Source organism: Aquibium sp. A9E412 (assembly GCF_030398335.1).
GTDB lineage: Bacteria > Pseudomonadota > Alphaproteobacteria > Rhizobiales > Rhizobiaceae > A9E412.
Map to the genome: position 1 here is coordinate 1 of NZ_JAOAOP010000036.1, position 12942 is coordinate 12942.

13 protein-coding genes are annotated in these 12942 nt (G+C 72.2%); 3 read left to right on the forward strand and 10 right to left on the reverse strand.

The genetic code is table 11. The features are described from left to right. Positions 1-500: thiamine pyrophosphate-binding protein (locus tag N1F89_RS13175; RefSeq protein WP_290084604.1), on the reverse strand; the 500-nt coding region annotated here is incomplete at its 3' end. 181 nt (positions 501-681) lie between these two features. On the opposite strand from N1F89_RS13175, the gene N1F89_RS13180 reads away from it, so the two are divergent. Then, on the forward strand, positions 682-1416 hold the full coding sequence (locus N1F89_RS13180; protein WP_290084607.1) for an FCD domain-containing protein: 735 nt from the start codon (positions 682-684) through the stop codon (positions 1414-1416). Between the two features lie 119 nt (positions 1417-1535). Here the strand turns inward: N1F89_RS13180 and N1F89_RS13185 are convergent, their stop codons facing one another. The 8 genes from N1F89_RS13185 to N1F89_RS13220 form a co-directional block, all read right to left on the reverse strand. Then, positions 1536-2396 carry an ABC transporter permease gene (locus N1F89_RS13185; RefSeq protein ID WP_290084608.1) on the reverse strand — a complete coding sequence of 287 codons (861 nt, stop codon included), beginning with the start codon at positions 2394-2396 and terminating at the stop codon, positions 1536-1538. A gap of 8 nt (positions 2397-2404) precedes the next feature. Beyond that, positions 2405-3349, reverse strand: a complete 945-nt coding sequence (locus N1F89_RS13190) for an ABC transporter permease (protein ID WP_290084610.1) — start codon at positions 3347-3349, stop codon at positions 2405-2407. 67 nt (positions 3350-3416) lie between these two features. Further along, complete coding sequence (locus tag N1F89_RS13195) at positions 3417-5024, reverse strand: ABC transporter substrate-binding protein (protein WP_290084612.1); 1608 nt, start codon at positions 5022-5024, stop codon at positions 3417-3419. A 151-nt stretch (positions 5025-5175) separates the two neighbouring features. Further along, positions 5176-5652, reverse strand: coding sequence for a RidA family protein (locus tag N1F89_RS13200; protein WP_290084613.1), 477 nt, complete (start codon positions 5650-5652; stop codon positions 5176-5178). Continuing rightward, complete coding sequence (locus N1F89_RS13205) at positions 5645-6619, reverse strand: NAD(P)-dependent oxidoreductase (RefSeq protein ID WP_290084615.1); 975 nt, start codon at positions 6617-6619, stop codon at positions 5645-5647. Before N1F89_RS13205 ends, N1F89_RS13200 begins: the two co-directional genes overlap by 8 nt. Then, positions 6603-7613 carry an oligopeptide/dipeptide ABC transporter ATP-binding protein gene (locus tag N1F89_RS13210; protein ID WP_290084617.1) on the reverse strand — a complete coding sequence of 337 codons (1011 nt, stop codon included), beginning with the start codon at positions 7611-7613 and terminating at the stop codon, positions 6603-6605. Before N1F89_RS13210 ends, N1F89_RS13205 begins: the two co-directional genes overlap by 17 nt. Beyond that, positions 7610-8617, reverse strand: a complete 1008-nt coding sequence (locus N1F89_RS13215) for an ABC transporter ATP-binding protein (protein WP_290084658.1) — start codon at positions 8615-8617, stop codon at positions 7610-7612. The genes N1F89_RS13210 and N1F89_RS13215 overlap by 4 nt, the downstream gene beginning before the upstream one ends. Positions 8618-8639: 22 nt before the next feature. Further along, positions 8640-9773 carry a mandelate racemase/muconate lactonizing enzyme family protein gene (locus tag N1F89_RS13220; protein ID WP_290084619.1) on the reverse strand — a complete coding sequence of 378 codons (1134 nt, stop codon included), beginning with the start codon at positions 9771-9773 and terminating at the stop codon, positions 8640-8642. A 177-nt stretch (positions 9774-9950) separates the two neighbouring features. On the opposite strand from N1F89_RS13220, the gene N1F89_RS13225 reads away from it, so the two are divergent. Both N1F89_RS13225 and N1F89_RS13230 read left to right on the forward strand, forming a co-directional pair. Further along, complete coding sequence (locus tag N1F89_RS13225) at positions 9951-10829, forward strand: alpha/beta hydrolase (RefSeq protein WP_290084622.1); 879 nt, start codon at positions 9951-9953, stop codon at positions 10827-10829. Further along, complete coding sequence (locus tag N1F89_RS13230; protein ID WP_290084623.1) at positions 10826-11461, forward strand: hypothetical protein; 636 nt, start codon at positions 10826-10828, stop codon at positions 11459-11461. The genes N1F89_RS13225 and N1F89_RS13230 overlap by 4 nt, the downstream gene beginning before the upstream one ends. Before the next feature lie 73 nt (positions 11462-11534). Here N1F89_RS13230 and N1F89_RS13235 read toward each other — a convergent pair whose 3' ends face one another. Further along, positions 11535-12941 (reverse strand): FAD-dependent oxidoreductase, encoded by a 1407-nt coding sequence (locus tag N1F89_RS13235; RefSeq protein ID WP_290084659.1) that lies wholly within the window; start codon positions 12939-12941, stop codon positions 11535-11537. Position 12942: the final 1 nt, after the last annotated feature.

Here is a 12942-nt window from a genome sequence, read left to right on the forward strand (position 1 = left end):
CCGGCGAGCACGTCCTCCGGCAGCGCCAGCACGACCGGCCCCGGCCGCCCCGCCATCGCGGTGGAGAACGCGCGCGCCATGTATTCGGGCAGCCGCGCGGTGTCGTTGACCTGCGCCGCCCACTTCACCTGGTCGCCGAACATCGCTTTGACGTCGATCTCCTGGAAGGCCTCGCGGTCGGTCACCTCGCGCGCGATCTGGCCGACCAGCAGGATCATCGGCGTGGAATCCTGCGCCGCCACGTGCACCCCGGCATAGGCGTTGGCCGCGCCCGGCCCGCGCGTCACCAGGCAGATGCCGGGCCGGCCGGTCAGCTTGCCGTGCGCCTCGGCCATCATCGCCGCGCCGCCCTCCTGGCGGGCGATCGTCAGCCGGATCTCCGGCGTGTCGACCAGCGCGTCGAGGATCGGCAGGAAGCTCTCGCCCGGCACGCCGAACACCTGCTCCACGCCGTTCGCCCTGAACGCCTCGACCACGAGCTGTCCACCCGATCGCCGCATCGTTTCCACTCCGTCTTCAAGCATTGCAAAAGCGCTCCGGCCGTTTGACCCATTTTCGACCAATAGCCGCGAAAATCACCGGCCGGCGCGACGACACGCAACCCTTGCCGGCCTTTGCCGTTTGTCCTTCTCGCCGCATTGGTATATTTGTCGGAAAGATTCCAGCCGACGCGAAGCTCCGATGGCCGACCAAACCGACACCATGTTCCACACCAATTCCGATCTGCTCGGCGCGCACGGCGCCCGCGCCCGGTCCGATGCCGAACGGCTGGAGATCTATCAGCGCCTGAAGGACGCCATCCTGCGCGGCGCCTTCGGCGAGCGCGGCCGGCTGCCGACCGAGCGCGCGCTGGCCGAGCAGTTCGGCACCGCGCGCAACACCATCCGCCGCACGATGAGCCTGCTTGCCGACGACGGCCTGATCGAGCGCCATGTCGGGCGCGGCACCTTCGTCGCCGACGGCGCGGTCGGCCGCATGGCGGGACCGGCCGAGGAGTACAGCCTGGCCGAGCTGCTCGAGGCGCGGCTCTTGTTCGAGCCGGCGATCCCCGACCTCGTCGTCGAGCGCGCCACCGCCGACGACATCGCGGTGATGGAGGCCTATCTCGCCGAGCTGCACGCCGCGCCGGACTGGAGCGCCTTCAAGGAGGCCAAGTACTGCCTCCACCTGTCGATCGTGCGCGCCGCGCACAACCGCTTCATGAGCTTCGTGTTCGAGCAGATCGTCGCCTCGCGCCGGCGCGCCCAGTGGGGCCGGCCGGGCGGCCATCCAAGCCCGGTCGCCGCCGTGCGCGAGGCCGCCTACCGCGACAACGCCCGCATCGTCGACGCGCTCAAGGCCGGCGACGCGGCGGCCGCGCGCGAGGCGATCCGCAGCTACCTGCTCAACACCCTGTCGGCGGCGAGCTCGAGCTAGCGCGTTTCCGAGCGACGTGAAGACCGGTTCGCCGTTCGCCGACGCGGCAAGGTGAGGCGTCGGAGTCGGTCTGCCTTCCGCGCGGGCGCGGCGCGGCCTCGTCGGTTCGCCGCCGCGCCTCATCGCCGGTTGATCCTGTGCTGCAGCGAGCGGCCGACCAGCATCAGCGCCAGCGCGGTGATCAGCACCGCCAGCCCCGGAAACACCGACATCCACGGCGCGAACAGGATGTAGTCCTTGCCCTGCTCGAGGATGGCGCCCCAGTCGGGCGTCGGCGGCTGCACGCCGAGGCCGAGAAAGCCGAGCGCGGCCTGGATCTGCAGGATCAGCGGGAACAGGATCATGTACTGGGTGAGCAGCAGCGGCACCACGTTGCGCGTGACGTGGCGGCGCAGGATCGCGCCGTCGGTCAGGCCGACGCTGCGCGCCGCCTCGACATAGGGCAGGCTCGCCTCGCTCATCGCGCCGGCCCGCGCGATGCGGAAGAACACCGGCATGTAGACGATCGACAGGGCGAGCACGAGGTTGACCGTCTCCGGCCCCAGGATGCCGGTGATGATGATGCCGAGGATGATCGGCGGGAACGACAGCATGACGTCGATTAGCCGCCCGAGCACCTGGTCGATCAGCCCGCCGAAATAGCCCGAGACCAGCCCGAGCATGCCGCCGAGCAGCGCCGACACGGCGAGCGAGCCGGCGCAGATCGACAGCGTGATGCGCGCGCCGTGGATGACGCGGGCGTAGATGTCGCGGCCGACGTCGTCGGTGCCGAACCAGTGCGCCGCCGACGGCGGCTGCAGGGCGGCCGCCGAATCGATCTCGAAGGGCGACTGGCCGGCGAACAGGCCGGGCGCCACGCTGACGGCGACGAGCACGCCGATCAGCGCCAGGCCGAAGGCGAGCGCCGGGTCGTGGCGCAGCGTGCGCCCCAGGCGCTGGGTCCAGGCCGCGCGGCCGGCCGTGAGGGTGTCGTTTGCCATGCCGGACCTCAGCTCACGCGCATGCGCGGGTCGATGACGTGATAGGCGATGTCGACGATCAGGTTGACCACCATCGCCACCAGCACGACGACGAGCAGCGCCCCCTGCACGACCGGATAGTCGCGCGTCTCGATCGCCGTCAGCAGCAGCCGGCCGAGGCCGGGCAGCGCGAACAGCGATTCGATGATGACGACGCCGCCGAGGATCTGGATCAGGATCAGCCCCATGAAGGTGACGATCGGGATCGTGACGTTGCGCAGGATGTGCTTGAAGAAGACGATGCGCGTCGGCATGCCCTTGGCGACCGCCGTGCGCACATAGGGCTGGTGCAGCGCGGTGACCACGTTCTGGCGCACGAACTGGCTGTAGGCGGCGACCTGCAGCAGCGCCAGGCTGACCACCGGCAGCGCCAGGATGGCGAGATTGTCGGCCAGCGAGCGCGTCGGCGGCACGAAGCGCAGCGGCGGCGACCAGGAAAACGCGCTCGACACGGCGACCAGCACCATCAGCCCGACCCAGAACACCGGCGCCGACAGGCCGAGCACGTTGAAGCCCTGGATGGCGGTGTCGATCGGCCGGCCCTCATAGATGCCGGCCACGATGCCGAGCGGCACGCCGATCAGCGTGGCGATGGCGAGCGTCATCAGGCCGAGTTGCAGCGTGACGAGGAAGGCGTCGCCGACCATGCCGGCGACCGGCATGCCGCGCGTCCAGCTCTGGCCGAGATCGCCGGTCAGCGCGTCGCCGAGCCAGCCCAGGTACTGCAGGTAGATCGGCCGGTCGAGCCCGAAGAAGGCGCGCAGCGCCGCCTCGGCCTCCGTGCCGCCCGCCTGGCCCATCATCTGCGCCACCACGTCGCCCGGCACCATGCGCACCAGCACGAAGACCAGGAACGTCGCGATGACGGCCGTCAGCAGCGAGGCGCCGAGGCGCTTCAAGAGATAGAGTCCCATCACACTTCCATCGCCGGATTGGCACCGGCCCGGCGCGCGGCGCGCCGGGCCGGCCGGGGCGCCGCCCCTACTCGTCGAGATACGTGCGCGCGAAGCCGTAGTACCAGCCCGTCGGATGCTGCACGTAGTTCTTCACCGCCTCGTCGCGCACCACGATGTGGTCGGCCGAGAACAGCATGATGGTCGGCACGGTCTCCGCCATGATCGTCTGGAACTGGCTGTAGAGCTCGCGCCGCGCCTCATAGTCGGATTCCGCGCGCCCCTTGTCGAGCAGCGCGCTCGCCTCCGCGTTGTCCCAGTTGCGGAAGTCGGCGCCTTCCGGCTTCTGGTGGAAGTGGCGGTAGAACAGCAGGTTCGGGTCCGGCTGCGTCGCCCAGTCGTTGAAGGTGAAGCCCATCTGCGAGGAGCGGAAGTTGTTGATCCACACGCCGAGGTCGACGCGCTGGATGTTGAGGTCGATGCCGATCTCGGCGAGCTGCTGCTTCAGCGTCACGGCCGCCGGGTCCATCCAGTCGTAGCCGTTGATGGTGGTCAGCGTCAGCTCGAAGCCGTCGCCGTGGCCCGCCTCCTCGAGCAGCGCTTTGGCCCGCTCGATGTCGACCGTCTCGTTGGGCAGCTCCTCAAGCGGCACGCCCCAGCGCTCCTGCATGCCGGCGACCATGGTGCCGATCACCTGGCCGTAGCCGCCGATCGCCGCCTCCATGATCTGCTGCTTGTCGACCGCCAGCGAGATCGCCTGGCGCACCTTGACGTCGCCGAGCGGCTCGGTCTCGGAGCCGAGGTCGATGGCCTTCTGGTTGAGCGAGGGGAAGCGCTCGATCACCAGCCCCTCGATGCCCTCGACCTGCTGCACGTCCTGCGGCCGGCTGAGCGCCACCAGGTCGATGCGGTCGTTGCGCAGCGCGATCAGCATCGAGGCGCTGTTGGGCAGGAAGGAGAAGTTGATCTCGTCGAGATAGGGCGCGCCCTCCTCCCAGTAGTCCTCGTTCTTGGCCATCAGCAGGTTCTGGTTCGGGTTGAACTCGACCAGCTTGAACGGACCGGTGCCGACGCTCTCCGCGTTCATGCGGTTCTTGGCGCCCTCGGCGTCGAAATAGCCGGCCGGCACGACGGCGCCGTACTTGTTGCCGAGCGTCATCGGCAGCGCCGCGTTCGGCTCGCTCAGGTCAAAGCGCACGGTCAGCGGGTCGACCGCCTCGACTGTGTCGATGATGGCGAAGTCGCCGGCGCCGGGCGAGCCGTTTTCCGGATCGCGGATGTAGTTGTAGCTGTAGGCCACGTCCTCGGCCGTCATCGCCTTGCCGGTGTGGAAGGTGACGCCCTCGCGCAGCCGGATCGTGTAGGTGAGCCCGTCGTCGGAGATCTCGTAGCTCTCGGCCAGCAGCGGCAGCGCCTCGCCGTCGGCCGATTCGTAGAACAGCCCCTGATACATCAGCACGGTGACGCGGATGCGCGCGTCGGCCGCCTGGTGGAAGGGGTCGAGCGCCGGCGGCTCGACCAGCAGGCCGACCTCCAGCGTGCCGCCCGTCTGCGGGTTCTCCGGCACCGGGCCGTAAAGCTCGGCCTGGGCGTTTGCCGCGCTCGCCAGGCCCAGCGCGGCGGCCGACAGCAGGGACATCGCGCCGTAGCGCACCCGCCGGCCGATCAGGCGTCTTGCGTTCAGTATGAGAGACATCTCGCTCCTCCAGAGTGGCGCGCCACCGGTTGCTTGTTGTTGCCCGGCCTGTGGCCGGGGCGCCGCCCGTCGGTGGCAGGTGCCGGGCGGCGGATTGCTCCTCTTGGCACGCATGCATCGGCAGTCCGCCCCGGCGGCCCGCCGCGCCGCGTCACGAACCGGCGGCCTCCTCCTCGCGCACGGCCACCGTCATCTCGATCTCGACGGCGGTGTTGCGCGGCAGCTCGGCCACGCCGACGGCCGCGCGCGCGTGCCGCCCTGCCGCGCCGAACACCGCGCCGAGCAGGTCGGACGCCGCGTCGAGCACCTTCGGCTGCGCGTTGAAGCCGGGCGCGGAGGCGACGTAGCCGTTGATCTTGAGGATCCGCTCGACGCGGTCGAGCGAGCCGATCGCCGCCTTCAGGCAGGCGAGCCCCTGCAGGATGCACACCCGCGCCTCCTGCTGCGCCGTCTCCAGGTCGACCTCCGCGCCGACCTTGCCGAACACCCGCACCGCCCCGTCGACCTTGGGAAGCTGGCCGCTGACATAGGCGACGCCGCGATGCACCGTGACCGGCACATAGTTGAAGGACGGCGCGGCGGCCTCCGGCAGCGTCAGGCCGAGCGCGGCGAGCTTGTCCTCATACATCGGTCGTCTCCTCATCGAGCATGGACTGGATGACCCCGTCGAGGTCGAAGGCCGGCGCGAAGGCGAAGTCGCGGCGGAAGCGGCGGTCATCGATCAGCGGGAAGCGCAGCGCCGCCTCCTCGCTGCGCCACGTCACGTGAAGCGCGCCGAAGCGGCGCGCCAGCGCCTCGAGGATGTCGCTCATGCGCGCGGTGAAGCCGTTGATGTTGTAGACCGCCTCGGCCTGGCCGCCGCGCTCCAGCGCGGCCAGCACCGCCGCGGCGACGTCGCCGACATGCATCAGGTCGATCGGGTCGTCGTGGAAGGCGAAGGCGTGCGCGCGGCCGGCCGCGGCCGCCGCCACGGCGCCGGTGATCGCCGCCGCCGCGCCCTGGTACCAGAGGCCCGGCCCGAGCACGAGCGGCAGCCGCAGGCCGACCACGTCGAGGCCGAAGCGGTTGCGGTAGTAGCCGGCCAGATCCTCCGAGAGCTGCTTGGTCAGCCCGTAGAAGGTGAGCGGCCGGCACGGCGCGGCCTCGTCGACCGGCTCGCCCGGATAGTCCCAGGCCGAGCCGTAGACGACGGTCGAGCTCGTCCACACCACGCGCTTGACGCCGGCCTCGAGCGCCGCCTCCAGCACGTTGCGGAAGCCGAGCACGTTGATCGCCAGCGCGCGGTCGGACTCCGCGTCGCCCGAGCGCATCAGCCCGCTGCGCCCGACGCTGTGCGCCACCGTGGTGACGAGGCGCCGCGCGCCGCTGCGCGCCAGCGCCTCGGCGACCGCCGCGCGGTCCTCGACGCTGCCGTGGCTCTCGTCGAAGCGGCCGGCGAGATCGGCCAGCAGGTCGTCGGCCATCGGCGGGCCGAACAGGTGCGGCCGGTAGCCGGCCGCCACCAGCCGGCGCGTGACGTGCGAGCCGACGAAGCCGCGGCCACCGAGCACCAGCACCGCCTCGCCGCGGGTCGGAGCGTCAGAGCGAGAGGTCATCGCGGATGCACGCCTTGAACTGGTTGGGGGCGATCTCGCGCAGCGCCGGCACGTCGCCGGCGCACGCGTCGATGGCGAAGGGGCAGCGCGTGCGGAACACGCAGCCCGATGGCGGCGCGGCCGGGCTCGGGATCTCGCCCTTCAGGAGCACGCGGTTTTCCGGCGGCACCGCGCCGGGCACCGCCTGCAGCAGGGCGGCCGTGTAGGGATGCGCCGGGCGCCGGTAGAGCGCCTCGGTCGGCGCCACCTCCATGATGCGGCCGAGATAGAGCACCACCACCCGGTCGGCGATCACCTCGACCACCGACAGGTCGTGGCTGATGAACATCAGCGCCAGGCCGAGCTCGCGCTGCAGGCCGCGCAGCAGGTTGACCACCTCGGCCTGCACCGACACGTCGAGCGCGGAGACCGGCTCGTCAGCGACGATGAAGCGCGGCGAGGAGGCGAGCGCACGCGCCACCGCGATGCGCTGGCCCTGGCCGCCGGAGAACGAGCGCGGATAGCGCGCCATGTGCTGCGCGCCGAGGCCGACCTGCTCGAGCAGCCGCACGGCGGCGTCGGCGGCATCGGCGCGCGTCATGCCGAAGTGCAGCCGCAGCGGCTCGCTCAGGATGTCGCCGACCGTCATGCGCGCGTTGAGGCTCGAGATCGGGTCCTGGAAGATCATCTGGAAGTGGCGCCGGAAGCGGCGCAGCGCGCCGGCGTCGAGCGCGCCGAGATCCTGGCCGTCGAAGCGCACCTCGCCGGCCGTCGCCTCGATCAGCCGCAGCACCAGGCGCCCCAGCGTCGACTTGCCGGAGCCCGATTCGCCGACCACGCCGACCACCTCGCCGGCCGCCACGTCGAAATCGACCGCCTCGACCGCGCGCACCGCCGCCCGGCCGGAGCCCAGAAGGGAGCGGCCGACGGGAAAATGCTTGGTAAGCCCGCGCACGGCAAGCAGCGGCGCGCCGGCCGCCGCGGCCCTGTCCTTTCGCGTCTCGACGGCGCTCACAGCGACAGCTCCTGCCAGCGGATGCAGGCCGTGGTGTGGCCGGGCGCGGCCTCCTCCAGCGCCGGCACGGCGGCGCGGCAGGCCGCCACGGCGTGGTTGCAGCGCGGATGGAAGGGGCAGCCGTCGGGCGGCGCCAGCGGGTTGGGCAGCGTGCCGGGGATCGGGTTGAGCGTCTGGCTCTCGGCCGCGCCGTAGTCGCGCCGCGGGATGCACGAGATCAGCGCCTTCGTGTAGGGGTGGCGCGGCCGCTCCAGCACGTCGGCCACCGCACCCTCCTCGACCACCCGGCTGGCATACATCACCGCCACCCGGTCGGCGATCTCGCCGACCAGCTTGAGGTCGTGGGTGACGAAGATCATCGCCATCTGCCGCTCGCGCTGCAGCCGCTTCAGGAGCGCGATGATCTGCGCCTGGATGGTCACGTCGAGCGCCGTCGTCGGCTCGTCGGCGATCAGCAGCCGCGGGTTGCAGGCGAGCGCCAGCGCGATCATGACGCGCTGCCGCATGCCGCCCGACAGCTCGTGCGGATAGGCCCGCACCCGGCGCTGCGGATCGGAGATGCCGACCTGGTCGAGCAGTTCCACGGCCGAGCGCCGCGCGCTGTCGCGGTCCTGGCCGAGATGGGCGCGCAGCGATTCGGCGATCTGCTCGCCGACGGTGAACACCGGGTTGAGGCTCGACATCGGATCCTGGAAGATCATCGCGATCTCGTTGCCGCGGATGCGCTGCATGCGCTCCTCGCCGAGCCCCAGAAGGTCGAGCGCCGCGCCGCCGCGGTCGCGGAACAGGATGCGCCCGCCGACGACGCGCGCCGGCGTGCGGGCGAGCAGCCGCATCACCGTCAGCCCGGTCACCGACTTGCCGGAGCCCGATTCGCCGACGATCGCCAGCGTCTCGGCCGTGCCGAGGCTCAGCGTCACGCCGTCGACCGCCTTGACGACGCCGGCCTCGGTGAAGAAGTGGGTGCGCAGGTCGCGCACCTCGAGCAGCGCGTCCTCGCGCATGGCGTCGGTTTCGCGCACGCGCTCAGCCGACGGCATGGCGTTCGACCGCGGCCATGTCGATCTCGATGCCGAGGCCCGGCCCGTCCGGCACCGCGATGGCGCCGTCGACCGGCGCCAGCGGCGCCTTGAGCAGGTCGCTGCGCAGCGGGTTCTCGCCGAGATCGTATTCCAGAAGCACCGGCCGCGGCACGTTGCCGGCATGCGGATAGGCCGACAGCGCCGCGATGTAGTGCAGCGCCGCGGCGAGCCCGACCGCCCCGCCCCACACATGCGGCGACAGCCGCAGGTGGTGGGCGTGCGCCAGCTCGGCGATCTTGCGGCCCTGCCAGAAGCCGCCGCACAGCGACAGGTCGGGCTGCAGCACGTCGGCCGAGCCGGCCGTCGCGATCGGCCGGAAGTCGTGCACCGAATAGAGCGCCTCGCCGGTGGCGATCGGCAGGCCGGCGACGGCGGCGAGCCGCGCCAGCCCGTCATAGTCGCGCGGGCCGAGCGGCTCCTCGACCCAGCCCGGCCGGTACGGTCGCATGCGCGCCATCGCCTCGCGCGCGACGTCGAAGGTGTAGTTGGCATTGATGTCGACCAGGATGTCGACCTCCTCGCCGAGGATCGTGCGCGCCGTGGCGAGCCGCGCCTCGTCGCTTTCCGGCGACAAGCCGATCTTGATCTTGACGTGGCGGTGGCCGGCCTCGGCCATCGCCTCAATCTGCGGCGCGAAGTCGGCCTCCGGCGTCTCGGTCAGATAGCCGCCGGAGGCGTAGATCGGCACGCGCTCCAGGTTGCGGCCGCCGATCAGCCGGCACACCGGCACGCCGAGCATCTTGCCGGCGGCGTCCTTGGCGGCGATGTCGACGCCCGAGATCGCCGTCATCAGCGGCCCCTGGAAGCCGAAATGGTAGTGCTGCGCGGTGATGCGGTCGAAGACGTGCTCGACGTCGAGCACGTTCACCCCGACCAGATGGCGCTGCAGCAGCGGCAGCAGCGCCATGTTGAAGGGCGGCGGCCCCCACGCCTCGCCGAAGCCGTCCGTGCCGTCCTCGAGCGTGAGCCGCACCAGCGTCGACTGGCGTCCCGTGGCCAGCGCCTTGGACATGCCGTAGGCCTTGCCGGCGGCCAGCGGCGCGCTGAGCGCCACGAACTCGATGGACGCGATCTTCAAGCGGTCACCTCCCGTTCCACCCCTGCCGCACGCCGGCTGCGGCCGTCGCAACGGCGTTGCCAAATCTGACTCATTGGTGAACCATTCACGCCCAAAATGCAAGAACCCTCTTTCAATCCGGCCTCCGCCTCGCCTAATGTGCGGCCGGCCGGCGAGCGGCCGGAGACGGGGGAGACGATGACGAGCGAACGACCGATCTGGTCCGGCCTGACGCCGGAGGAGCACGAGTTCCAGTACAACCCGCAGCGCGCCTTTCCCGACTTCGCCGCGGCGCGGGCGCGGCGCGAGCCGGTCAACGCGGCGGCGCGCGAGCGCCTGGCGCGCATCGACGACGTCGCCTATGGCGACCACCCGCTGCGCCGGCTCGACATCTACCCGGCCGCCGAGGCCGGCGCGCCGGTGCATATCTTCCTGCACGGCGGCTACTGGCGCGCCCAGGACAAGGCCAACTACGCCTTCGTCGCCGGCACGCTGGTGCCGCACGGCGTCACCACGGTGATCGCCAACTACGAGCTCTGCCCGGCCTCCACGCTCGACGGCGTCGTGGCTTCCGCGATCGCCGGGTTCGACTGGGTTTGCCGCAACATCGCCGGGCATGGCGGCGATCCGGCGCGCATCACGCTGTCGGGCCACTCGGCCGGCGCCCATCTCGGCGCCGCCATCGTCGCCCATGCCTGGCCGCAGCCGGCGGCGGTCGGCCTCGTCGGCGCGCTGCTGACCAGCGGCATCTACGATCCCGCCCCGGCGATCGGCACCAGCGTCAACGCCGAGCTCAAGCTCGACGCGGCGATCGCCGCGCGCCACGACGTCGAGCGCCGCGCGCCGGTGCTCAACCCGGCGATCGCGCTCCAGGTCGGCGGCCGCGAGCCGTGGCAGTGGGTCGACCAGACGTTCCGCTACTACAGCCATCTGCGCCGGCACGGCCGCGAGCCCTCGCTCGCCGTGCTGCCCGGCTACGACCACTTCGACATCCTCGACGAATACCTCGACGCCGGCAGCGCGACCGTGCGCACCATTCTCGACCATTGTGCGATTTCAAGGGAGTTCCGGCGATGACCGCCAGCCAGCCTCGCCTCCGCCTCGCCGTCTACGACCTCGCCCCCGGCGAGACCGCCCTGCCCGACCGGCCGGGCACGGCCTGGTTCGTCTATGTGCGCGCCGGCCGCGCGACGGTGACCCGCGAGGGCGCGCCGGTGACGCTGCAGCCCGATGCCGGCGCCTTCGTCGCCGGCCGCGTGTCGGTCGCCGCCGGCGCCGACGTGTGGCTCTACGAGAAGACCGACGCCGCTGCCCCCTATCTCGACGCCGAGATCGTCGCCGCGCATCCCTTCGTGCCGCCTTTCGACGGCCCGCACCTGGTGCGCGCCGACCGCATCGAATCCGAGCACGGCGCGCAGACGCCGCGCCACGGCCACCGCGGCCCCGGCCTGCGCCGGCTGGTCTTCGGCACGCTGCGCGCCGATGTCGGCGACACAGTGCGCCGCATCGCGGCCGGCGACGCCTGGTTCGAGACCGGCGAGGAGCCCGTCGTCGGCACCAATTGCGGCGGCAGCAACGCCGCCTTCGTGCGCGTGCTGGTGCTGCCGGCCGATCTCGCCGGCGGCAGGTCCTCCTTCGTCGCCGCCGACGCCACGGAGGCGGCCAGGCCGCGCGCGGTCAACCAGCGGCTGTTCGGCGAGGTGCTCTGAGCCGGCAGTGAGCGCTTGCGGGCCGAGCGCGGTCCCGCTTCGCCGTGCCGCAAAGCGCCGCCGCCGCGACCGTTCAGCCGGCCGCCGCCATGGCGCCGGCCGCCCGCCCCGCGACACGGCCGAAGGCGATCGCCGTCAGCAGCCCGTTGCCCGACAGGTAGCCCTCGACATGCGGCCCCGACACGCCGCAGGCCGCGCCGCCGGCGGCGAACAGATTGGGCAGCGGCGCGCCGTCGCCGTCGACGACGCGCGCCGTCTCGTCGATCATCAGCCCGCCCTGGGTGTGGAACAGCGCGCCGGTCACCCGCACCGCGCGGTAGGGCGGCGCCAGCGCCGGCCTGGTCGTGAAATCGCGGCCGAACGGGTCGTCTTCCGCGCCCGCCTGGCAGCGCGCCGCCGCGGCCAGCGTCTCGCCGAGCGCGGCCTGCGGCAGGCCGGTGGCGGCGGCGAGCCCGGCGACGTCGGCCGCCTCGCGCACGGCGCCGGCCGCGCGCGCGGCGCGGTAGTCGGCGAAGCCCTCGGCGAAGGCGTCGAGCCGCGCGTCGAACACCGCCCAGGCGATGCCGCCCGGCTGGCCGAGCACGGCGACCGCCTGCTCGGAATAGCCGCCATGCTCGTTGGAGAAGCGGCGGCCCTCGGCGTTGACCTGGATGCCGCCCTCCATCATCAGCGCCCAGGAGATCAGGATGCCGTGCGGATGGGCCACCGAGCCGTGCCCCTGATAGCCCGACAGGTGGCGCGTCGCCGCGCCCAGCGCCGTGCCCCAGCGCAGCGCGTCGCCGGTGTTGCCGGCATGGCCGAAATAGAGCGCCCCGGCCATTTCCGGGATGTGCCGGCGCACCAGCGCCGGGTCGCCGCCATAGCCGTTGCAGGCGAGCACCAGCGCGCGGCAGCCGACGGTCTCCGTCGCCCCGTCCGGTCGGTCGAGCCCGACGGCCGCCACGCGGCCGTCCGGTGCCGCGTAGAGCCGCGCCGCCCGCGCCCCGGCGGCCAGCGGCACGCCGGCGGCCTGCGTCGCGGCGAGAAGCCGGGCGAGCAGGCCGGCGCCGGTCTTTTCCGGCACCGCGTGCATGCGATGGCGCGAATGGCCGGGATAGAGGAAGTCGTCGAGCACCAGCCATTCCAGCCCGTGCCGGTCGGCCAGCCATTCCAGCGCCGGGCCGATGGCGCGGCTGGCGAGCCGCACCAGCGCCGGCTCGGCCGTGCCGTGCGCCTTGGCCGCGATGTCGGCGGCGAAGCGCGCGGCGGTGTCGTCGGCGATGCCGGCGGCGCGCTGGAAGCGCGTGCCCGGCGCCGGCACGAAGCCCGACGACAGCGACGTCGAGCCGCTCGGCGTGGCGTCGCGCTCGACGACGACGACCTCGGCCCCCGCCTCGCCTGCCGCAAGCGCGGCGACGAGGCCGCAGGCGCCGGCGCCGATAACGACCACGTCGGCCTCCGCGTCGAGCCGCGGCGGCGGCCCGCGCACGACGCCGGCCATG